The 23269-nt window shown below is 40.4% G+C and carries 21 protein-coding genes; 2 read left to right on the forward strand and 19 right to left on the reverse strand.

The features are described 5' to 3' along the window. Positions 1-4: 4 nt before the first annotated feature. The 6 genes from ACVBAX_RS19660 to ACVBAX_RS19685 form a co-directional block, all read right to left on the reverse strand. Positions 5-1471: an aldehyde dehydrogenase family protein gene (locus ACVBAX_RS19660; RefSeq protein ID WP_447118492.1), complete on the reverse strand. Its 1467-nt coding sequence runs from the start codon at positions 1469-1471 to the stop codon at positions 5-7. A 13-nt stretch (positions 1472-1484) separates the two neighbouring features. Further along, a complete protein-coding gene (locus ACVBAX_RS19665) occupies positions 1485-2549 on the reverse strand; it encodes a homoserine dehydrogenase (protein ID WP_447118493.1) in 1065 nt (354 codons plus the stop codon). Continuing rightward, entirely contained in the window at positions 2546-3775 is a 1230-nt protein-coding gene (locus tag ACVBAX_RS19670) for a M20 metallopeptidase family protein (protein WP_447118494.1), read from the reverse strand. Before ACVBAX_RS19670 ends, ACVBAX_RS19665 begins: the two co-directional genes overlap by 4 nt. A gap of 20 nt (positions 3776-3795) precedes the next feature. Continuing rightward, positions 3796-5010: a cystathionine gamma-synthase family protein gene (locus tag ACVBAX_RS19675; RefSeq protein ID WP_430775610.1), complete on the reverse strand. Its 1215-nt coding sequence runs from the start codon at positions 5008-5010 to the stop codon at positions 3796-3798. Then, a complete protein-coding gene (locus tag ACVBAX_RS19680; protein WP_447118495.1) occupies positions 5007-6005 on the reverse strand; it encodes a cyclodeaminase in 999 nt (332 codons plus the stop codon). Before ACVBAX_RS19680 ends, ACVBAX_RS19675 begins: the two co-directional genes overlap by 4 nt. 74 nt (positions 6006-6079) lie before the next feature. Then, on the reverse strand, positions 6080-7267 hold the full coding sequence (locus ACVBAX_RS19685; protein ID WP_447118496.1) for a M24 family metallopeptidase: 1188 nt from the start codon (positions 7265-7267) through the stop codon (positions 6080-6082). Between the two features lie 251 nt (positions 7268-7518). Between ACVBAX_RS19685 and eutB the strand changes: the two genes are divergently transcribed. Both eutB and ACVBAX_RS19695 read left to right on the forward strand, forming a co-directional pair. Continuing rightward, positions 7519-8517: a hydroxyectoine utilization dehydratase EutB gene (gene eutB, locus ACVBAX_RS19690; protein WP_447118497.1), complete on the forward strand. Its 999-nt coding sequence runs from the start codon at positions 7519-7521 to the stop codon at positions 8515-8517. 33 nt (positions 8518-8550) lie between these two features. Continuing rightward, a complete protein-coding gene (locus ACVBAX_RS19695; protein WP_447118498.1) occupies positions 8551-10170 on the forward strand; it encodes a PucR family transcriptional regulator in 1620 nt (539 codons plus the stop codon). A 68-nt stretch (positions 10171-10238) separates the two neighbouring features. On the opposite strand, the gene ACVBAX_RS19700 is transcribed toward ACVBAX_RS19695, so the two are convergent. From ACVBAX_RS19700 to ACVBAX_RS19760, 13 genes are all read right to left on the reverse strand, one after another. Then, complete coding sequence (locus ACVBAX_RS19700) at positions 10239-10706, reverse strand: hypothetical protein (RefSeq protein WP_447118499.1); 468 nt, start codon at positions 10704-10706, stop codon at positions 10239-10241. A gap of 123 nt (positions 10707-10829) precedes the next feature. Further along, a complete protein-coding gene (locus tag ACVBAX_RS19705; protein ID WP_447118500.1) occupies positions 10830-11078 on the reverse strand; it encodes a GlsB/YeaQ/YmgE family stress response membrane protein in 249 nt (82 codons plus the stop codon). Positions 11079-11137: 59 nt separating this feature from the next. Next, positions 11138-11692, reverse strand: coding sequence for a thioredoxin family protein (locus ACVBAX_RS19710; protein WP_447118501.1), 555 nt, complete (start codon positions 11690-11692; stop codon positions 11138-11140). An 89-nt stretch (positions 11693-11781) separates the two neighbouring features. After that, a complete protein-coding gene (locus ACVBAX_RS19715) occupies positions 11782-13107 on the reverse strand; it encodes a prolyl oligopeptidase family serine peptidase (protein WP_447118502.1) in 1326 nt (441 codons plus the stop codon). An 88-nt stretch (positions 13108-13195) separates the two neighbouring features. Beyond that, positions 13196-14080, reverse strand: coding sequence for an AraC family transcriptional regulator (locus tag ACVBAX_RS19720; RefSeq protein WP_447118503.1), 885 nt, complete (start codon positions 14078-14080; stop codon positions 13196-13198). A 151-nt stretch (positions 14081-14231) separates the two neighbouring features. Beyond that, positions 14232-15695 carry a hypothetical protein gene (locus tag ACVBAX_RS19725; RefSeq protein WP_447118504.1) on the reverse strand — a complete coding sequence of 488 codons (1464 nt, stop codon included), beginning with the start codon at positions 15693-15695 and terminating at the stop codon, positions 14232-14234. 70 nt (positions 15696-15765) lie between these two features. Then, on the reverse strand, positions 15766-16677 hold the full coding sequence (locus tag ACVBAX_RS19730) for an FTR1 family iron permease (RefSeq protein ID WP_447118505.1): 912 nt from the start codon (positions 16675-16677) through the stop codon (positions 15766-15768). A gap of 27 nt (positions 16678-16704) precedes the next feature. Then, on the reverse strand, positions 16705-17466 hold the full coding sequence (locus tag ACVBAX_RS19735) for a hypothetical protein (RefSeq protein ID WP_447118506.1): 762 nt from the start codon (positions 17464-17466) through the stop codon (positions 16705-16707). A 63-nt stretch (positions 17467-17529) separates the two neighbouring features. Then, the gene (locus tag ACVBAX_RS19740; RefSeq protein ID WP_447118507.1) at positions 17530-18330 is read right to left on the reverse strand and encodes a glycosyltransferase family 2 protein; all 801 of its coding nucleotides are present in this window, start codon (positions 18328-18330) and stop codon (positions 17530-17532) included. Positions 18331-18332: 2 nt separating this feature from the next. Beyond that, positions 18333-19790 carry an alkaline phosphatase family protein gene (locus tag ACVBAX_RS19745; protein ID WP_447118508.1) on the reverse strand — a complete coding sequence of 486 codons (1458 nt, stop codon included), beginning with the start codon at positions 19788-19790 and terminating at the stop codon, positions 18333-18335. Next, positions 19787-20728 (reverse strand): lysylphosphatidylglycerol synthase transmembrane domain-containing protein, encoded by a 942-nt coding sequence (locus tag ACVBAX_RS19750; protein WP_447118509.1) that lies wholly within the window; start codon positions 20726-20728, stop codon positions 19787-19789. Before ACVBAX_RS19750 ends, ACVBAX_RS19745 begins: the two co-directional genes overlap by 4 nt. Continuing rightward, positions 20712-21659, reverse strand: coding sequence for an NAD-dependent epimerase/dehydratase family protein (locus ACVBAX_RS19755; RefSeq protein WP_447118510.1), 948 nt, complete (start codon positions 21657-21659; stop codon positions 20712-20714). The genes ACVBAX_RS19750 and ACVBAX_RS19755 overlap by 17 nt, the downstream gene beginning before the upstream one ends. 138 nt (positions 21660-21797) lie before the next feature. Further along, the gene (locus ACVBAX_RS19760; protein WP_447118511.1) at positions 21798-22973 is read right to left on the reverse strand and encodes a hypothetical protein; all 1176 of its coding nucleotides are present in this window, start codon (positions 22971-22973) and stop codon (positions 21798-21800) included. Positions 22974-23269: the final 296 nt, after the last annotated feature.

Genomic DNA, 23269 nt, shown 5'->3' on the forward strand with positions numbered 1-23269 from the left:
CCCATTACAATCCGGCAGAGACTAACGTGACAGCCATTGTTTTAAAACAAACCACTTTCGGCTCGGTCATTTCAAGGATGGAATACTTGACCCCTTCCCGACCTAGGCCAGATTGCTTGAGACCACCAAACGGCATGGAATCAATGCGATAATCACTGCTGTCATTTACCATAATTCCCCCTACCTCGATATGACGAATCGCATAAAATGCATGGTCTAAGTTTTTTGTAAAAATACCTGCCTGCAGGCCATATTTTACATCATTTGCCTTTTCAATCGCCTCCTTAATATTATTGATAGGATATAAGATGACAACCGGACCAAACACCTCTTCTGTTGCTAATGTGCAATCCGAGGGAAGCCTTGTGACAATGGTAGGGTCATAATAAGCACCTTTTCTTTTCCCTCCACATAAAATGGTTGCACCCTTTTCAACAGCCTCGTTGACCCAAGTTTCCACCCTTAATGCCTCTTTTTCTGTAATCATCGGGCCGATATCAGTTGTATCAAGAAGCTTATCTCCAATGACATACGCCCTCGTACGTGAGACAAACTTCCGTTCAAACTCTTCATATATTTGTTCGTCAACATAAATCCGTTGAACACCTAAGCAATTTTGTCCAGCCGCCCAAAACGAGCCAGACACAAGAGAACTCACCGCCTCATTTACGTCAGCATCAGCCATTACAATACAAGGAGAGTTTGAACCAAGCTCCATTGCAAGCTTTTTTAACCCTGCTGTTTTTGCAATTTTTTCTCCTGCTTCTACTCCACCTGTAAAGGAAACCATGCGGACATCAGGGTGGGTAACGAGTTCTTCCCCGATCTCCTTTGAATGTCCCGTTATGATCGTCAACACCTTCTTAGGCAAGCCTGCATTTACAAACGCTTCAGCAAGCTTTAACGCACTTAAGGGGGTAACCGTTGCTGGCTTCACGATTATGGCATTTCCAGAAGCAATTGCGGGACCAATCTTATGAGCAACAAGATTCAACGGGTCGTTAAAAGGAGTTATGGCTACAATAAGTCCGATTGGAATGCGATAATAATAACCAACACGATCCTCACTTCCACTCATCTGATCAAAAGGGATCGTTTCCCCATTTAATCTACGCACTTCCTCTGCACTTACACGTAAGGTATTCACACAGCGCGTCACTTCTTTTCGAGCTTCTCGAATCGTTTTACTACCTTCAAGGGCAATCATCCGAGCAAAATCCTCATGATTCTTTTCCACATAATTCGCCGCTTTGGTTAGAATGGATATTCTTTCAAAGCTCGATAAATTTGCTGCAACTTTTGCTCCCTCGAGCCCTGCTTGAATGGCAAACATAGCATCCTCTTTTGATGCAGCTGGTACCTTCGCAATCAAGCCATTATCTTTCGGATCCAACACATCGATCGTCTCTTCACGCATAACCCATTCCCCTGCTAAAAGCATCGGTTTATTAAGCAATGTTTGTGCTTGCATATGTTCCTCCTCCCTACATCACTAGACTTGTCACTTCTTTCACTTGAGCTCGATGAATATTTAATAAGTCAATCAACAAAGCGTATCCTGTCTCCACCTTCCCAGCTCCCGCTCCGATAACCGTAATAGGACCTGAGAGGTCACACGTATACGTAATGGCATTTGTGGCACCCGCTATATTGGCAAGCGGATCGTCTAATGGGAGCTTTTCTGGCATGACTGAAGCAATGATTTCCTCTCCATCTTTTTTCACCTTCGCAATGAGCTTCCAGCGCTTATTCTCCATTCGTGCCTCTTCAATATCCTCGATAGTTAAATGAGAGATTCCTTTTCGCAAGATTTCTTCTCCCTTTAGCGATTGCCCCATCACCACCTTGGAGAGGATAAGTATTTTATAGAGTCCATCATATCCTTCAACATCACTGGTTGGATCAGCCTCTGCGTAACCAAGACGTTGCGCTTCCACCAATGCATCTTCGTACGAAATTCCGCTTTCCATTTTCGTTAAAATGTAATTTGTTGTCCCATTTAAAATACCTTTAATCTCGATAATTTCATTTCCTGCAAGAGATACATTCGGCATCATAAGAGTAGGGGTACCACTCATCACTGATCCTTCAAAGCCCCATCGAACATCATTTTTCTCTGCTAGTGAGATCAATTCCTCATACGCTAAAGCAACAGGACCTTTATTTGTCATGATGACATGTTTTCCATGAGTAAACGCAACCTTACAATGATCAATCGCAGGCTGACCGGTTTTCACATCCGTATAGGTCGCCTCAATAATCGTATCTGCATTGGTGTTCACAATCGTTTCAAAGCTATCAAAGTGGCGAATCAATCCCGGTTCATCCGGATAACTTTCCAAACTCCCCGTTTCAACAACTGTCGACAATAACACATCAAGCTTTAATCCATTTGGGTTGTAAATAGAACCTTTTCGAATATCTGACACAGCAACTACCTTTGTATCTAACAGAAATTTTTCCTGAAGCAGTTGCTTTTTCCTTAATAAAATTTCAACAAAACCTTGCCCAACCACGCCAAATCCCAGCATGGCAATTCGATGTGTCATTCTTTCCCCTCCCCAGGTAGCTTGTATTGGCCCGATAAATATCTAAACGCTGTCTCAGCAAGTATCATGGTCCCAATGGGGAGACATTCCTCATCTATATCAAAGATAGGCGTGTGCAGTTCTCGCTTTACCCCATCGGATAGCGCACATCCAAGAAAAATCATTGCTCCTGGCACCACTTTTGTCATATGAGAAAAATCCTCCCCACCCAGTCCAAACGGCGAATCAATGATTGTCATATTGTCAAAAACATCTTGAATCGTTTCCCGAAGGTCATTATTTACTTCGGGATGATTATAAAGGGCAGGCTCACCGTGTGTAACCTTAAGGGTAAAGCTACCTCCAAGTGGTTCTACAATGGAAAAAGCTCTTTTCAGCTCTTTTTCTAGTAAGCTACGAACCTCTGGACGATAGCTTCTCATCGTCCCTTCCAACCGAACCTCTGTTGGAATAATATTGCTAGCTGAACCTGCTTCAATCTTGCCTATACTCACTACAGCAGGATCAAGGGCAGATACTCTCCGTGCCACAATCCCATGCAAACTTTGCAAGACGGGACCGAGCAGCCAGATGGGATCCTTTGTTAAATGTGGGTATGCCCCATGCCCCCCTTCCCCAGAAATCACCGCTTCAAAGACATCAACGTTTGACATGCTGTAGCCATCATGAACAAGCACTTCACCCACTGGGTTTTCAGGATTTAAATGAAGAGCCATGACACAATCCACTCCATCTAGCACACCCGCCTGAATCATATAAGGAGCACCAGTCAGCCCTTTTTCATCGGTCGCTTCTTCCGCCGGCTGAAAAAGAAATTTTACAGTTCCAGTGATTTCTCCTCTTGCAAAGCATCCCGCTAATACATGTACCACGCCAAGTAGGATGGATGTGTGGCCATCATGTCCACAAGCATGCATGACCTCGTCGTTCAGTGAGCGGTAGTCACACTCATTTTTTTCCACAATCGGGAGTGCATCCATATCCGCTCGTAAAGCAACCGTCCGTCCTTCACCATTCGAAAGAGTAGCAACAACCGCTGTCTCCGTCCCGACACTAGTGTCAATATGAACACCAGGGATTTTCTGCAACACATCAACAATAAACGCTGATGTTTGATATTCACAGAAGCTTAGCTCAGGGTGTGCATGGAGATGTCTTCGCCAACCGATGATTTTCTCTTTTATCTGAGCCACTAGCTCCTCCATGGAATGTGTATGCACAGTCATATCTCCACCTCCTTTAGCTATTAGTTGGTCGCTTCAGCCACAGAATGTTCTCTTAAATATGAAAATGCTTGCTCTAAATCACTTAACAAATCTTCAATATCTTCAATTCCCACCGAGATACGAACAAGTCCATCAGGAATTCCCATGGCTGCACGCTCTTCTGGAGTGCACTCCACGTGGCTTGTCGTTCTTGCTGGTCCATACGTTGTTTCCACCGCGCCTAGGTTTGCCGCACGATTCGCATATTGTAATTTCGGTAGAAGGATTCTAACCGCATCCATTCCGCCTTTTAGCGCGAAACTCAACATTCCACCAAAACCGCGCATTTGTTTTTTCGCTATGTCATGGTTCACATGAGTTTCTAGTCCTGGATAAAAGACCGCTTCAACGAGCTCTTCTTTTTCCAAAAACTTCGCGATTGCAAACGCACTTTTGGCTTGCTGCTCCACTCGAAGCTTGAGAGTTTTCATCCCTCTTAAAATTAAGTAAGCTGCCCAAGGATCCATTGTTGCTCCGTTAATTTCACGATAATGATAAATTTGCTCAACTAGTTCCTTGCTTCCACAAACAACCCCACCAAGGGCATCCGCGTGACCTCCTAAAAATTTGGTAGCACTATGTAGCACCAAGTCCACTCCTAGCTGTAATGGATTTTGATTAATAGGAGTCGCAAACGTATTATCAACAACTACTAACGCCCCGACAGCTTTTCCAGCTTTGGCCATCCGTTCAATATCCGTTATTTTCACCGTCGGATTTGTTGGTGTTTCTAAATAAAGAATGTCACAGCCCTTTGCAATTTCTACCTCAATAGCGTCATGATCACCAGTTGGACAAAGCGCCACCTCAACTTGCATTTTTGGTAAAAATTCAGTGAAAATTTTGTTTGTCCCACCGTACGTGTCCTTGATGGAAACAACACGATCGCCCGGTTTTAAAAATGTATACAGTGTATTGCTAATGGCCGCCATACCGGTTGAAAAGCTGGTTGCTGCTTGAGCACCCTCCATAATTTTCACTTTATCTTCAAATGCTTGTACGGTCGGGTTTGTATTGCGACCATAAATATGGCCTTGTCTCTTACCAACAGCAACCTCATACCATTCATCCATGTCGTCATAGTTATAAGCCACACTTACCACAACAGGAACCTGTGTGGCACCATGAACAAGCACTTCCTTCTCCCCAGCCCATACCGATTTTGTTCCTAGATTTGCCGTTTCAAAGTTTGTCATTTTGTTCCCTCCCAATTAAATTTCTTTACTAGGTTTTTTGCCGTTAATTTTTTGTAGGCATAGAGGGCAATCGCCGTATCTTGAACCCCCGTGCCAGTTAAATCACAAATTGTAATCTCATGATCACTCGTTCTTCCCTTTTTCAACCCGGTTGTAAGTTGTCCTAGCTCAATAAGATTTTCTTGATCTAACCGAACCACCTCTGCATCCACTGCATGATGTAACTCTCCTAAACGAACACACTGTGCCTTGACATCACAACAGATGAGATGAGCAAAATCAAAAGCCTTCGGGTCAAGCTCTTGTTTATGTTCGGCATCTGAACCCACCGCTGTAATATGAAGCCCTGGGTGAAGCCATTCTGCTTTGATTAGCGGGGCGGTCGAAGGGGTGGTCGAAATAACAACCTCACTTCCCCTGATCACCTCTTCAATACTTTTGGTACATGTAACAGTTACGCCAAGTAGCTCCTCTATTTCGGCGGCATATTCCTTTGCCTTACTCTCTGAGCGACCGTACACAATCACCTCACGGAATTCACGAACATGTGATAATGCCAATACTTGATAGCGGGCTTGTGTCCCTGTTCCAATAACACCAACCGTATCGATGGATGACTTTGCTAAATACTTCGCCGCAATCGCTCCAGCGATACCTGTTCGAACATCTGTTAAATACCCGTTATCTTGAAAAATTGCCTGGGGAAAACCCGTTTCCGCACTTAACAAAATCATCATTCCACTTAAGCTCTGCAACCCTTTTTGTGAGTTATTAAAGAAACCTGAGGATATCTTTATCGCAAACTTATCAAACCCTTTAATATAAGCTGTTTTTACATCGACCTCGCCGTTATTCTCCGGTATATCAATGCGCATAATCGGTGGAAGAGTCACCTCACCGTTTGCAAGCTTTGAAAAACCTTCCTCAATAACGGAAAGGATCTTATCATCTGTTTTTACATATTCACGGATGCTCTTCTCATCAAACACATACATTCTTTACACCTCCAGTCCTATGAGTTAAAAAGGGGGAGGGGAAGTATTAAGTGCCCCTATCCTCTTATAACAATCTAAACACGGGCTTCCGCCTTTTTTATAAATAACTGTCTTGGGAAGTTGGCAAATACTTCACAACCTGTTTCTGTGACCCGGAAGGATTCACTAATTTCTATACCATAGTTATCTAGCCACATTCCCGGGATCAAATGGAAGGTCATATTTGGCTGTAGAATTGTTTGGTCTCCTTGTCGAAGAGACGCTGTATGCTCGCCCCAATCTGGAGGATAATTCAAGCCCATTGAATAGCCGATTCTAGATTCCTTTTGAAAGCCACTCTTTTCAAGAACCTTCCTCCAAGCAAACTCCACCTCCTCACAAGTAACCCCTGGCTTCACGATATCTAGTGCTGCATTCAAGCCTTCTACAACTACATCAGAAAGGAACTTGATTTTCGAATCTGGTTCACCGATAAAAACAGTTCTCGCAAGTGGTGAGTGATACCTCTTATAGCAGCCTGCAAGTTCTAATATCACAGGTTCCCCTACTTTGTAGCGGCTATCCGACCAGGTCATGTGTGGTGTCGAAGTTTTTTCCCCAGCTGGTAGAAGTGGAACAATCGCTGGATAATCCCCTCCGAACTCTTCTGTTCCTGAGATTTGTGTGTGGTAAATGTCTGCTACCACATCGCATTCACGTACTCCTTCTTGAATACGGTCTATACCTGTTTTCATTGCTTTTTCGACAATCTTGGCTGCTCTTTTCATATACTCAATTTCTCTATCAGATTTTATGATACGAACATGGTTTACTAGATTAGTGGCATCCTTAAAGGTTGATTTTGACAGGCCGCTTCTTAGCTGTTCTAAGCATTTAGCCGTAAAGTAGTAAGTGTCCATTTCCACTCCAATACTGCGCTTGTCCTGACCAATTTCTTTTAATATGTCGCACACAAAATCCATCGGATGCTTGATTAACGATTGAACATAATCATCTGAATAAGGGATAATATGAGTTTCATCTAACCAAGTCGTTACCTTCGCAGCGCTCGCATCTTGATAACGCCCAATCCAAAACGGCTGCTCTTCATCAATGATAACCATTAATAACTGGTGTACGTAGAAAGACCACCCATCATATCCTGTTAGATAATTCATATTTGCAGGGTCTGTTACTAGCAATACATCAATTCCTTGGTCACTCATTTTTTGCTTCGTTTTTTTTAATCGCTCTAAAAATTCCTCCCGCTCGAACGCCAACATTTACCATCACATCTCCTAACATCTAATGTAACTTTTTATAACACCTATTGATATTCTCATTATAGTTATCTGAAAATTTAATAACTATTAGCAAAAATGTATGAAGTTTTACCACGATTTCTACTACACTTTTAAAAGAGTCAGTAAAATTATCCAAATTTTTTACGCAATTTGTAGAACTAGACTATAAATTATGTTATCTTTCTTTACATACAAAAATTTGTAATTACTAAATAAAGGAGGATTCACACTTGTCAGCAGTTCTATTTTCAAAAGAAATAACGATTCGAGATGTATGGAAAGCAAAAAAGAATATACAAGGAATTGTTCAAAAAACCCCACTCGTTTTTTCGCCGGTGTTATCCGAAAAATGTGGTGCTTCCATCTATCTCAAGTGTGAGCACCTTCATCAAACAGGTTCTTTTAAGCTTCGAGGGGCCACTAATATGATTAACAGCCTCTCTTCTGAGGAAAAAGCACGAGGAGTCACAACCTTTTCAACTGGAAATCACGGACTTGCTGTTGCTTACGCTGCCAAGCAGTTAGGTATACGAGCTGTCATTTGTGTTTCTACAAGGGTTCCAAAAGCCAAATCCGAAGCAATTTTAAAAATGGGAGCTGAGCTTGAGATATATGGAGATGGTCAGGATGATGCAGAAAAACGATGCTATGAGCTTCATTACCAGGAAGGGCTCACCATTATTCCCCCGTTTGACCATCCGCTAATAATCGGAGGTCAAGGAACGATGGCCTTGGAAATTCTCGAGGAGCTTCCTGATGTGAACGGGGTGATCGGCGGGCTATCTGGAGGAGGTTTACTTTCTGGAGTTGGAGTAACAATGAAACAAAGTGATCCGTCTATTAAAATAATTGGAGTAACAATGGAAAAAGGAGCCGCTATGCATGCAAGTATCGCTTCTGGTCAACCAGTCGAAGTAAAAGAATTCCATACTTTAGCGGATAGTTTACTTGGAGGCATAGGGGTAGACAATCAGTACACATTTCCACTTGTGAAGAAATATGTAGATGACTATGTTCTTATCCCAGAATCAACGATCGCCAAAGGAATGGCGCTTTTATACGAGCAACATCGAATGATCGTCGAGGGAGCAGCTGCCATTGGAGTTGGAGCCCTAATAGATGGATTGGTAAAACCGCCTGGCGATACAACAGTTGTTATTTTAAGCGGAAACAATGTGGATCTTGATTCCCATATTGAATCCATCAAGCTACATGTTCCAATATTCTAAATTAGGTAGTCTTCTAAAAGGAGGAGAATGTCCGTGTCCTTTAATGTAAAAAGCGTAATGTCAATCCCCATGATGGAGGGAGCTATTTTACTAACAGCTGAACACCGAACAGAAGAAAATCTAGTCAACTCCGTTTCAGTCATAGAGATACCCGTCGAGGATTTTGTTCGGAAACATGAGTTTGTATTAACGACTGCCATCGGATGTGGTGAAAACCCTTCAATTCTTTTATCCTTTGTACGTGATGTATACCATTCAGGGGCTGCAGCCCTTGCTATTGCTGTGGGAAGACATGTAAAGGAGATCCCAAGTGAAGTGATCACATTTGCTCAGAACCATCACTTTCCTCTCATTCAACTGCCATGGGAGATTCGCTTTTCAGACATTACTCGTGCCATAATTGAGAATATCTACATTTGGGAGCAACAACTTCAAACAAAGTCGGATATCGTTCAACGGTCTTTGCTCAATAGGTACCTAAGCGGAGAAACGTTAGACGCTGCTGCTAATGAAATAGCGGAAGAAATTAATGCGGAAGTAGCCATAGTCAATGCGGAGGGTCAAGTAAAGGGAAAAAGCAATCATTACTCCCTTCCTTCAGAAAGCATCATTTCTTTTATTCGTTCTCAAAAGAAAAAATACACTAGCGGGAAGAAGACAATATTTAAGTTAGTGATTGAGACCAATCAAAAAATATTAGGCTATTTGCTCATTGTAAAACAAACCGCTCTTTCTGAAATGTACATGTTTCAATCACTTATTCTTAAGCAAACCATTTTGCCACTAAGCTTATGGCTTCAGCGGTACGAATCAACAGAGGCGACTCTAGCAAAAATAAAAGAGGATTTTATTTGGAGTCTAGCAAACGATGAATTTGACAATTCAGAAGTATTTTTAAACAAAGCAAAAGCCCTTTCTTTTGATATTGATAGACCTTATGTTTGCCTCATCGGACAACTTGAGAACAGTCAGCAATTGTATGACGGAGATCATACAGATGAATCCTTTGACTTCTGGTTGGAAAAATGGGAAAGAATGGGCCAAAACGAACTTTCATCCGCTGCATCAATATTGGATAGAAGAATTTTGTCAACGGTGAGAAGTGGCCGCTTTTTACTATTTTTAGAGATTCCATTAAACCACATCCGTCAAGATGCGATGGAGTTTCTTGATCACTTCGAAGGACGGATTGATCAGAAGGCTGTGATCTCATGGGGAATCGGAGAAAATCGAGCAGGTGTACACACATTCTCAGAAAGCTATAAGGATGCACGAACAGCCCTTGAAATTGGACGGGCTCAACAAGGCCCTGGACATAGAGGGACTTACGCGGACACAGAGCTATACAATATCCTGCTATCACTCTCCACCACACCAGAATCACACAAAGTGCTTCAAAACTTGATTTACACCCTCGTCGATTACGAGCAAAAACGGGGACTTGACTTAATCAATACACTTACTGCTTATATAAGCAATTTCGGTAACATCAGCCAAACATCACGTGCCTTAAACCTACATCGCCAATCTTTACTCTATCGATTAAAGAAAATTGAATCCATCACAGGAAAAACACTCACAGACCCAGACGATCTACTACTACTACACTTAAGCCTAAAATCATGGTCAATCCGATTCGCCGTTCAATCCTAGGGGACATGTTCCTTGTCCCCGCTTTTTTCTTGAAATCTGAAGGACAGGTCCTCGTTCTACCCTTTCCTTTAGCGACTTTTTCTATATTTTTCAATCAAATACTGTACAGCATACAATAAATACGCTTTATAGTGTATGTAGAAAAAGAACTGGACACGAGTTAACCCATTTAGACTGATGATTTTAAATTTCTTCAATACATCCATCAATACAAAAGCAAAGACTCCATCTGCAATCACATTAAGTAATACAAACTTTTTAAAATTGCCATACGAATACTTCAACAGCCACATCGTAAAAGGCATGTAGGGGCCAATACTAAAAGGAAGTTCATCCTTAAAGAAAGATTTATACCCATCGTAAAACTTCCACCAATTCCTCCTATGTCCGTAAATATGATTGATGATTTCAAATACCACAATAAATAAACCGGTAAAAGAATACCGCTTGAAGCTTTTCTTTCCGATAAACAATAACGATAACCACGGAATGGTGATAATTGCTAGATTAAAAAGCAAATGTCTTCTCTTGATCATGTAACGATTTCACCTCAACCAATTTTAGTTATTTTTATTAAATTGTCCATTCCTCGCAAAAAAATCCATCATTTAGCAGTAGGTGGAACAAAAAAAGACAACCCTTAAGGCTGCCTTCACTCGTTATTTAGAAAGAATCTTTGTGATCACCCGCAATAGTAAAACAAACAATATACTACCGACCAATGCTGGTAAAATGGCCATGCCTGCGAATGCTGGTCCCCATGTTCCTAGCAGCATCCCACCAATCCACGCACCTATAATTCCGCAAACAATATTCCCAATGATCCCATAGGGGAGATTGTTTCCTGCAATTAAACTCGCTAACCACCCGATGATACCGCCTACGATCAAATAAAGAAGTAATCCCATATGTATGTCCTCCTTTGTGATGGTAGTAGACTAATACCCGGATCATAAAAAATTTAAACTTACATCACTTCTAATACTCTTCCCTTAAAGCTCTCATACACGTATGACCAAAGGGTCTGGTCTTCAACATAGCTTTTTCTTAATTTGCCAAAGAGTTCTTTTTGTTTTTCCGCAAAAGTTGGGTCTTCTTTGGCAGGCAGAGTGGCACGGAGCTCGTCCACCATTTGTTGAACTTCAGGTGCACGCGGTCCCCATTTCCCTACTAACTCACCTTGCTCATTTAAAATTAGAATCATCGGAATTGCTCGTCCACCGTTTGTTAGGTGTCGGTCAATCAAATCGGTGTCCGCGTCACGTAAAGTGACACGCATGTCAATGTTTGCCGCTTCAGCTAGTTTGCGAATAACCGGATTGATCATCATGGCATCTCCACACCAATCTTCTGTAATCGTTAAAAAGTGAAGGGAATGTTGTTTTAGTTTGTCTACCAAGCCGTCTTCAGGTAATTGAAATTGCTCATACACCGCAAAGCTTTCCTCTTTTAATGTGCTCATTTCGTCCATATATGCTTGGATGGACTTACCTTCTTCAAAATATTGCTGTTCTGATTTCACGTAGTAGGCACCCCTCTTCTCATTCTATGTACTAACTATACCAAATAAAAGCAGTGTGATTCTTGTTAGAAGCACACTGCTTTTGAATATTATTTAGACTGGCTTGCTAACCATTCCATAAGGGTAATTTCTTTTCCATCGATTGTTGTTTTTACATCGTTGTTATACACGTAGATCCATGACCAGTGGCCGTTGTACTCGTAAGGTGTGCCATCTTCATTTTTGTATAAGCCTGAAGTATCTACCACGTTATCGAATAGTGATAAGTGTACATTTGGAGCACCCGCTTCGACTAAACGCTCATACGTTGGAACCGTATAATTGTTCACATTTACAACTGGATCGTTCGCAGCAGTAACAAACCAAGTTGGTACGTTTTTCATGTTTTCAATTTGCTCATCTGTAATGAGTGTGTCCGCTAGCGCTTCACAAGTTGGAATAGCCGCTGCGAAATATTCTGGATAATCACGAATCATGAGCATCGTCATGTATCCACCGTTTGAATCTCCACCGATATAAATACGGTCCGTGTCGATGTCTTTATTGTTAGACACATAGTCTTGAATCAAGCTCATTAATGCATCTTCATATTTCGACGTTCCATCACCAAAGCCAGTTTCGCCATCCATCCAGAACGTTGGTGTTTGAGGGGCTAACACATACGCTCCACCAAAGTAGGCTTGAATGTCATCAGAAGCCCAGTTCACCGCCTTGTTTCCTGAAATCGGAATCGTTGGATCTGTTCCACCTTCACCAGCACCATGTAGCCAGATGACCAGAGGATTTTTCTTTTTATCCTTCTTCGGCTCAAAATCCGCATATGTTAGTGTCACATCATCATATGTAGCTTCACCTGTAGAGAACTCATCCACTAGCTCTTTTACACCACCGGAGAATGTATCAATCGTTAAGCCAGAAATCGTTCCTGCTGGTGTGGCAATTGCTTCTTCCTGTGTAATTGTATATTCGTTTTCTGTCCAATCATTAAAACCAGTTGTCTGCCAATCATAATTCATGGTATTACCTAGCCGTTCATTAGGTCCAATTTTCATTTCTAGCACTACGTATTTTCCTGTGGCCACGGCTTGCTTTCCATTTTTATCAGATACATACGCTTTTGTGATTGTACGGTCACCTTCGTATAAAAATGGTTCCACTAAGCGAGGATCACTAATCTCTACATGAACCTTAAAAGTATCTGTTGATACAGAATTAACCGGAACAGGTCTTCCTAAATCCACAATCACCTTCGTAATCGCGGGTCCCCAGTCTTCAATTTCTGTGACAGTTTGATAAGAGGTTGGTTGTGTTTTCATTTCCTTTGCCATCACTCCACTACTAAATGAAAAAGTCGTACATGCTACTAGAGATAATAGAAATGCCTTTCTTGCTTGTTTCTTCATTCTTTTTAACAATGACAATTCCTCCTACGAAATCAATTATTTAAGCGTTTACATTTTTGATTTTAGTAGGAATAACCGTTTTCGTCTTGTCCTTTTCTAGCTAAAATGACGTCAATTCTTGATTAGGTACTTTCGACTCCCTGCGATATTGACTAGGCGCGAGCTTATACACCGACTTGAAAACTCTATTAAATGACTTCTCATTCGGAAAGCCATTTTTTAAAGCAATCTCTAGAATAGAAAGGTCGGTATTTACTAGATCTCGGTGCGCATATTCGAGCCGAACGGCATTGATATAATGCAGAAGAGTGACACCAATATGCTTCGTAAAAAAGCGAGATAAATATTCTGTCGTAATCCCAAATTCATTAGCGATCATCGATAAAGATAGTTTCTGATGATAGTTTTCTTTAATAAAATTAAAGATCTGCGCTAACCGGTCTAGATGCTTTTTGGAATGAATATTCGGGTGACTTTCCTTTGGGACTTGAAAATACTTTAATAACACATACAGTAATTCATACGATAATGCGGTTATTTTTACATAAGAAAAAGTGTCTATCTCTCTGTTCAAGTAGGCGTCTGCCATTTGGTCTAAAATCAAACGTAACTCATCTAGCTGTTGAAGTCGGTCTTCGTCCCGTTCCCCGACTGATACACAGTGAAAAGCCACTTCATCTACTTTCACACCCTTTTCCTTTAACAACTCAGGAGGAATAAAGACTGATAAAGCTCTTCCTCCTGTATTATTTTCAACCTTAAAGGAATGGATCGAATTTGAATTAATAACGACAATATCTCCTTCACGGGAGGTGTAGGTTCTTCCATCAACATAAATCTCTTTAATCTTTCCAGAAAGCACATAGGAGATTTCAATACTCTCATGCCAATGATTTGGGATATATCCCGCTTCCTCCGATACGTGATAAATGATTTTGATTGGGAAGAGCCCTTCTGTTTCCACCCATTCATACGCGTATTCCATCCAATCCCCCCTCGATAAATACACTCTCTTATTTAGGTTTCGCTCGAGGGCTGGGAAAATCCTTTTTTCAACAGTGTAAGATTTTACTATATACATAGAAATATCTACAAGATATCTTCTGCCTTCCAAGTAAGAGTTTCGGATGCTACTCTCATTTCCCTCCCTTCCACCTATACAAAATAATATGATGATAGACAGGGTCAAACATTGAGTTTGAGGAAAACTCATCTACTACCTCCACCTTACCTGTTAGATCTACACCTTGTGATATAAATCCTTCGAGAACACTATTGGTTAACAAGATATCCTTATTTTTATAATACGATTGATCATGTAAGAATTTTGAGTATGTGTTAATTTCCTTATGAGGAAACGATGTATCTAAATACGTAAAAACCCTCGATTCCTCCCAAGCATAAATAACAAAAGGTTCTGTGTGATTCTCCAAATAAGCCCCCAATTGATAGGTCGCAGGAAGCTCGCTTGCCTGCTCTTTTAATAAAAGCGTAGTTTGGTAAGCTTGAACAGACAATAATAATAATGAAAAGGCGATCATAAAGGTGGTTTTCCATTTCGAAAAAACCATTGAAAATAAACAAAATGTCCCTAAAGTAATCAGGGGAATAATATGCCTTGGCTTTTCTACATTCTGTGCAAATAACACCCATAAAAAATAAACAACGATCAGTATGGTGAAAAGTTGGAATAAATAGTTTGACTTGATTCTTTTCCAACTGATAGCCCGAAAAAAACAAAGAAACATTACTGCAAACATACTTATTAGTATAAAGGACCTTATCCCAATCCCTGTCCAGCCTATATTTTCGATGATTAGTTGATACATACGGCTAAAAATTGGTTGGTCTACCGAGGTGGCTGCACCACCCCAATCATTGAAATGACCGCTCGTAAAAGACAGAGCGAGTTTCATAAAACCGGCGAAGCCCCCCTCCGTAAGTGCGACTCCACTAACCCAAAGCAACTGAAAAAGAACAGCTAGAAGTCCTAGGGGCACCATGTCCTTCAGTGACAATTGATTTTTTTTCCATAGCTTATACAAAAGAAAGAGTACACCAATGGAAAACGGAAGGTATGATAATCGAATCCCTAGCAATATGCTTAATAAGAATAAAGGAATAACCTGTGACCAAAAGCTTTGTTTTTCCCATGCAACATGGATACTCCAAACATACCACCATAGTACCGCAATCGCTGCCCCTTCCGACATCGGCTGATTAACCATTAGAACAACAAACCCCGAACAATAAGTTAATGCTGCGACTAAAACACTTATTGTTCCGGAAAAATGAGCTCGCGATATTTTATACATCGGGATCATGGCACTGGTGTATAGAAGAATATTAAATAACGTCAAGGATGCCGCTTTATCTTGTACCCAAAGGTGAACGAGATAGCCCCCTAGAATAAAATATGGATATCCAGGAAAATGGGGCTGCATAGCTAAAAGATCATAACGCTCAAGTGCTAAAGCAAAGTCAACTTGATCATAGGTGGAAGCAAATGAATTTAGATTTGTCACCTGTGATAGAAACATCCATATGATGATCATTAAGCTCAGAGAAATAATGATACTCGGTTTCACATTTTTCAACATTAATCACACCTTTATTTCAAGCAACTTCTAAAGAAAAAGTACAAGACATGTGCCTTGTACCCTTTCAAAATTATTTTACCTGTGCGTTGAAAGTAGTTACTTCCGCAGCACTTTTTGTCTTCTCCTTAGGTTGATACCCTGTTAATAGATAGATCACTACAAAGTAACCAATATAAGCAATCACTTCTTCTATTGAAGGCATGGATGAATATCCGAATAATGCTTTTAGGAAGATTCCTATATCACCAGACAGAAGTGGTTCAACCCCATGGTCTCTAACATAATGAGCATGATCGATAGAGTGCTCTGGTAAAAACCAGGTAATATCGTATACATGTGGAATGACACTGCCGATCATTCCAACATCCTGCATCATAGATATTGCTTGAACGAGTAACCCTGCCGCAATTAAAATAATGAAGGCTCCCGTTACTTTAAAGAAAGTTTTTAATGAAATGCGCATCGTACCTTTAAAGAAGAAGTACGATACAACAGCCGCGATTATGACTCCCGTAAGAGCACCCCAGCCTTGTAAGGCGGCTCCAATATTTCCACCTGTAATAGCCGCAAAAAAGAAGACTGTTTCTACCCCTTCACGGAGGACAACTAAGAAGGAATGAATGACCATACCAACAATATTTCCAGTCGAAATAAATTTGTTCATTTTTCCTTCCATGTTTCCTTTGATATCCTTACTATGTTCTGCCATCCAAAAAACCATCTGGGTCAAGAGAATGGTGGACACGAGCATAATTCCTATTTTCAAATAGATTTCGTTCCCCATTGCTGCAAAACCTGTAAACACCACTTGAAAAAGCATAGCAACCCCAACGCTCGCTATAACCGCTAGACCTGCACCCAGCCAAACATATTTATTGTATTGCGCGTGATCCATTCTTTTCAGATAAGTTGTGATGATTCCGATTATGAGAAGAGCTTCAAGTACTTCACGAAATGTTATCAACAACGCTTGAATTTCCATGGTTTTCCACCTTCTCCATGATGACTTTTATTTACGGTTTCTTTTTCGAATCGTAAAGACAATAACTCCTACAATCGCTGCAGTTATCAGAATTAACGGGATCCAATTTCGGATATTAGAAATGTCCGTCCATTCTTTCTTTCCAGCAGACTCTGTTTCTGTTGCACTTTCAGAGAAATGACCTACTTCCAAGCTTTTTAACTGAAATTCCTTCTGCAAATTGGTTAGGATTTCTTCCTTATTTGTCTTAAAAGCCTCTAGGTCTGATTCCTTCTTGCCAACCCCGAATAGTCCCGGATTACCAAGTGCATTCAACGCTTCGTCAAAGCTCGCCTTTAATTCTTCGTCTAATTCAGGATTTTCCGCTTCTACTCTAGGTGACAAGGCTTCATATGTAGCAAATGCCTTCGCTAATAACTTTTTACTTGTGTCATATTCGGTAAATTTGCCCTCGATATTTACCATTCTTCTTGCAATGTTTAGTACTAAAAGTTTTTCCATATTTTCAATAGTAGCTTCTTTGTCCTCGGAATCCATTCCAGCAAGAATAAACTTAGAAGGCTCTTCTCCCATATGCATATCTACTTCTTCTTTTACCGACTCATAAATCTCTCTCGACTCAGCAAAATTAGGTGGATCTTGATCCAACTTTATGAGAATTTCTTTATAGGCTTCTGCCACCTCTTCTTTGTTTGGATCTCCGTACGTATAGGCACTAGCTGATGTTGTAAACATACTGGTAAAAGTAAGGATTACTAACAAGCTAAAAAACAAAAGCTTCTTAAACATATACCTGCCTCCTATCCTCAATGATAATGATTATCATTCTGAGTGTCAATTTAAACTTTATGTTTATTTTGTGTGTATATTTGATGGATAAATTCCCTGAATCAACTGATTTCTACCCTTTGATGATTGACTGATTATGTGAGCTGAGTAATCGAGCTCTACTTTTTGAACGGGTCTACTTATTTCCTTTATAATTGCTGGAAGTACCGTTGAAAGATACCCTCTGAAGGTGATGAATGACTCTCCTGTCGTTCGTACTTGATATTGAATAGGTACTTCTTGGACACGAAATCCCTTTCTCACTAAATTTAATGTAATCACTTGTGCATAATTATAATCATGAATGATCTCCGCATGCTCAAGAGCTTGTCGGGAGAAGGCTCTCATTCCGGATTGGCCATCGTATATCCACTTTTTCAATAACAGACTTTGAATGAAAGTAAAACAATAATTTCCAAGTCGACGATGGATTTTCATCCCTTTTATCGTTCCTAAAAATCGTGAGCCCATCGTATAATCTGCTTCTCCTGAAAAAATTGGTTGTAACAATTCAGGTATTTGCTTTGCTGGATACTCTCCATCTGCGTCAATCATAACTCCAATATCAGCACCGTGCTTATAGCATTCCTTGATCCCTGCTCGAACCGCGGCTCCAAGACCCTGATTTTTTTCAAAGCTTACGATATAATCCGCACCCGCTTCTTTCGCTACTTGGACAGTCTCATCCGTAGAACCATCGTCTATCACTAATACACGAACCTCGACCGAATGATGGATTTCACGGGGAATGCCTTTTATGACTTCCCCAATCGATTCTTCCTCATTATAGGCTGGTAAAAATACGATTACCTTCTGTCTATTCATTTTTACTCTCTACTTTCCTTAATCGCTTCGATTAGTACTTTTCCACGGCTGTGGCTAGGGAATGGTGCCCCTAAAAGATGTGCTAATGTTGGAGCCATAGAAACAAGGCTATGCTTTTGCTCTACTTTCTTGCCTCTCTCAATATGTGGACCGTGAATAAAAAATGGAACGAAGCGCTCCCCTTCATCGAGGTGACCGTGTCCGCCAATTCCGTCTGCCTGCCCATGGTCCGCGCAAATAAATAATGTTGTATTCTCCATTTTCCCTTCTTCTTCAAGCCACTCAACAAAGTCCTTAACCAAAGCGTCTGCTTCTTCGATTTTTTGAATGTACTCATCATACAGGACCCCTCTTGAATGACCTGTTTGATCCGTTGCGATCATTTGTACAATGAATAAGTCCGGATCCTGTTCCTTCATGATTTTTTTTGCTCTTTTCATAATGTTCGGATCTGCTTCATCATTATGCATAACTGCTGTAACGGTTTCGACATCGTCTCCCATCGAATCGACCAAATGGGCAATCCCTAAAAGCCTGCCTTTTTTCCCTACCTTACGTAACGAGTCAAAAATGCTCTCTACCTTGATCCCCAGCTTCCAAACCATGTTGGACGTAATCCCATGCTCAAATGGATACGTTCCTGTAAACATCGACGTAAAACAAACGACCGTTCTTGCCGGGTACACCGTCTCCATATTCGTATACTCCGTCCCGTTTTCCTTCAAGTAGTCGAGGAAGGGCGTATTTGCCTCGTAAAATCGTTCCTTTCTCATCCCATCAATAACGATGACAACGACTTTATCAGAGAGGGCTTTCATTGGTGGCTCCGTAGAATCCTTTGTATAATCCGCATACATCGCTGGCTTCCAATCAAACAAGTAGCGGTGTAAGATCCAAGCAAAAATGAAAATAAAACCATAGAACACTAAGATGTAAAAATACTCAACAGGCTCGCCTGAACGATGATTGTCATAAACTAACTGCCAAATAGATAACACGAGTAAAAACTTAGGCAATTGTTCCTGCGCATTCCCGCTGGTTGAATCACTATTTTTCATAACTAGCTTCCAAAAACGGGTGAAATTCAACCACGAGGTCCCAATTCTTAAATGATAATAAAGAGTACCCCAGAAAAAGACGGTAAAAAAGAAATAAAGACCTATCGCAAACAGTAATAATGGCAGATGAACATCATTCCATACCATTAAATAAGCAATGAAAGGAATCCATAAATAATTTCTTAAAAATAAAGGAAAATCAAAAATAAAATACAAGGCTAAAATCGGGATAATCACCAGTAATGATAAAAAGATGGAAGATAGATTCGCGACCGAAGCCATATCCCTAAAATGAAACAAAAGAAACGTTCCTAATACAAAAATAGGTGTAAATGGCTTGCCTTCGTTAAGTAAGTTCCAACATCGGGCTGCCACTTTTTCAAACTTTGAAGCACTTTTCACTTTCTACTAACTCCTCTCGATTTTGCTAAACTCTTAATGGTATCTAATTTGATTGGATGAATCCAAAAACAAAATGCTCCAACAATATAGGAAAAAAAGAACTTAATGGCATGATTAAAGACCGCAATTGTGTATCCCATTTTCAACGACATTCCTAGGATACCTAAACCAAAGGTCATGACACTTTCGTAGTTGGCGATTCCTCCAGGAGTCACTTGAAATACTTGCCCAGCAATCGTCAAGCTGTTTACAAAAGCTAACTCTAGTAAGCTCGCCTTTTCTGTAAGAATATGTACCGTACCGTACAATACCCCTGCTTCTAATATCCAACTAATCAATGTGGCAAAAATAATAACGAATCCGTTCCATCCTAATAACGCACTCTTCATTAAAACAAATTGCCTTTGTAAAAAGCTGCTGAAAAATTGTCTACTAATGATTAGAGCTAGCAAAACAAGCAATAGCCCTCCGAGAATCAGCCAAGTTGGGATACGGTAGATGATGTCTAAAGCAAGTAACCCAACAAAAGTGATACCGATTAAACAGACCATATCCATCGCCCTTAGGACGATAACAGAATGATACGCTTCTTCTCTATTTACTAGCTTTTCTCTGTTTTTCAACACTTCCGCTCGAACCAAATCACCGACCTTAATAGGAAGGAGGTGATTAATACATAAGCTGTAAAGAATCCCTAATAAGCAAGAGAAAATGCTTGCTTTCCCTTTTAGGTACAGCTTCCATGCCACCGCTTTTAAACAAAAGGAAAGAAAATAAAGACCAAACATGAAAAGAAGCCAAAAAGGATGTTGAGCAAGTAGTTTCCCCGCATTCCATACATGGCTAGCATCAAAAAACAAGGTGGTTAGCACAATAAAGATCAAAATGATGACCAATGAGATGCCATTCTTAACGAATTTTTTAGAGAGAACTCTCATACTCTTTCGCCCATTTCACCGTTTCCTCTAGCCCTAATGAAAACTCGACCTTTGGTTGATAACCTAACTGATTTGCAGCTTTTGAGATGTCCGCCCAAGTTTGATGAACATCCCCTATTCGATTGCCTTCCCTATTCACGACCATGGTCGGAAAATGGATGTGTAACTCAGATAACAAACGCTCCATCGTAATCGGTCTTCCTGAGCCAATATTAAACGTTTCACTTTCTTTGCTTTTCATCATCGTCAAGTTGATTCCTTCTACAATATCTTCAATATACGTATAGTCACGCGCACTTCCTGAACCAAACACGCGAATGCTTTCACCGTTCATAAGCTTTTTAATAAAATGACCAATTGCCATATCCGGTCTTCCCCATGGGCCATATACCGTAAAAAACCTCAGTATATTCATTTGGAATCCATATAAATGTTCATACACATGGCAGAAGGATTCAGCAGAGTATTTGGCAGCTGCGTATGGAGATATGACCTTTCCGGTTGCCATTTCTTCAAGGAATGGCCCTTCTTGATTTCCATAAACCGAGGACGAAGAAGCAAAAATCACTTGCCTTGTTCCCGCTTTTCCTGCTCCTTCTAACACATTAATCGTTGCCTTGACATCATAATCCACGTATTCGAGTGGTTGATCTATGGAATATGCAACACCTGGTAGAGCTGCAAGATGAATCACGACATCAGGGGAGATTTCCTTTATTAGCCGAATGGTCCCCTCTCGATCAAGTAGGTCTATATTAAAAAAGTGAAAGGCACCCAGCTTTTTTATTTCATCCAAATGCGTCCTTTTTCTATCTGGAGAATAATAGGAATGAAGACAATCGATGATAAACACTTCATGTTGCTCTAATAATAATCTTCTAGAAAGGTGGCTCCCGATAAATCCTGCTCCACCCGTTACAACAATCTTCATAAAACAACACCTCTAGTTTTACACTTTACCAATTATTATATCTTAAGTAAGAATGGAAAGCAGTTTTGCTAGGAGAGGGTTAGTGAAAAGGAAAAAACCTTGATCACGCCAAGGTTTTCTCCCTACTATTTGTTTGCATTATTTTGCGCTGTTAATGACTGTATTTAGAGTCGCTTGAATTTCAGCTAGCGTAGCATCTGCAGTCGCTTTATCTTGTGCTTTTGCTGCTTCTAAATATGTTTGCGCCTTTTCAGTTAAAGCAGTAAACTCTGCTTCACCGATAATTGTCTTAATATCTTCACCAATAACATCAATGAATAGAGCACCTTCTAATGCAGTGATAACTGATTTGTCTTCACCCCAAGTTTCCACACTCTCTTCATACTCATGTAATGCAATTTTTGAGAAACCACGTACAAACGCTTTGTTTACAGCTGAAGGATCAAGTGTTGTTACGTCTGTTTGAAGATCGAATTGACTTAAAATGAATGCAGCATCTTCTTGAGCATGCTTATCGAGATAAGTGAAAATGGATTGATAAAATGCCCAGCCTTCAGCTTGCTCAATTTTTGCTTCTTCCGCATTTTCCTTTGCTGCAGCAGCAGCTTTTGTAGCATATCCATTCGGAACTGCTCCGGTTGCAAAGTAGAAAGTCTTCATCAATGTTTTGTCCACTACTTGCTTCCCAAGGTTGAAGCCTAATTGATCGTCAGCTTCTACTGCTTTCTCAATCTCATCAAATCCACCTGCGATCGCATCTACCATGTTTGTACCATAAGCAGCATCACGCTTTTCAACAGTCGATTGAATAATTGAGTAGAATTCTTTTGCTTCTTCAATTTCTTCTTTAACTGCTTCCTTATCAGCCCAGTTTTCCGTTACTTCCGTAAACTCATGCTTAATCGTTGTATAGAAAACCTTTTGCATTAATTTATCAAAAAGTTGTTTTACAACTACTTTGTCCATGGAGCCATCTTTACCTGCCGCTAATGCCGTTGTAATATGTTGGTCAATCGTATCTTCAAATTCTGCATCTCTTTCTTTTACAAGACCTTGAAGGTTTGTCGTATAAAGTTCAGTCACTTTATCGAAATCTACTTCTTTGTCTTCTTTCGCTTTTTCCAATTCTGTAACTGCTTCTTGGAATGCCTGTTCAAAGCTTACTTCTTCATTTTGTACTTCTTCTTCCTCTTTCACTTCTTCTTGTTTCTTTTCTTCTGTCTCTTCTGTAGAAGTAGTTGAGCTACATGCTGTTAAAACTGAACTAGCTAGTAAGAAACCTGCAAAGATTTTCTTTAACTCTCTCTTTTTCATGAAATAATCCCCCGTTGATCATTTTTATGTGCTTAACTTATTGATAATGATTTTCATTCACAATTGTGATTATAATAGAGAATGATTCTCATCGTCAATACTATTTTTTAGATAATTTTATAAATTAGGTCATCTTTCATATTTTCGACATACATATAGGGGAAAAGCCATAATAAAAACCACCCGTGAGAACGGGTGGTTTTCTCTGCGGCTAAAAGCCTTTGTTACTGACCAAACCCTAAAGGGCTACTGAAGGGTTCGCCAAGTGTACTACTTCTACTGGCCAGACCTCAAAG

This window comes from Robertmurraya sp. GLU-23 (genome assembly GCF_052983275.1).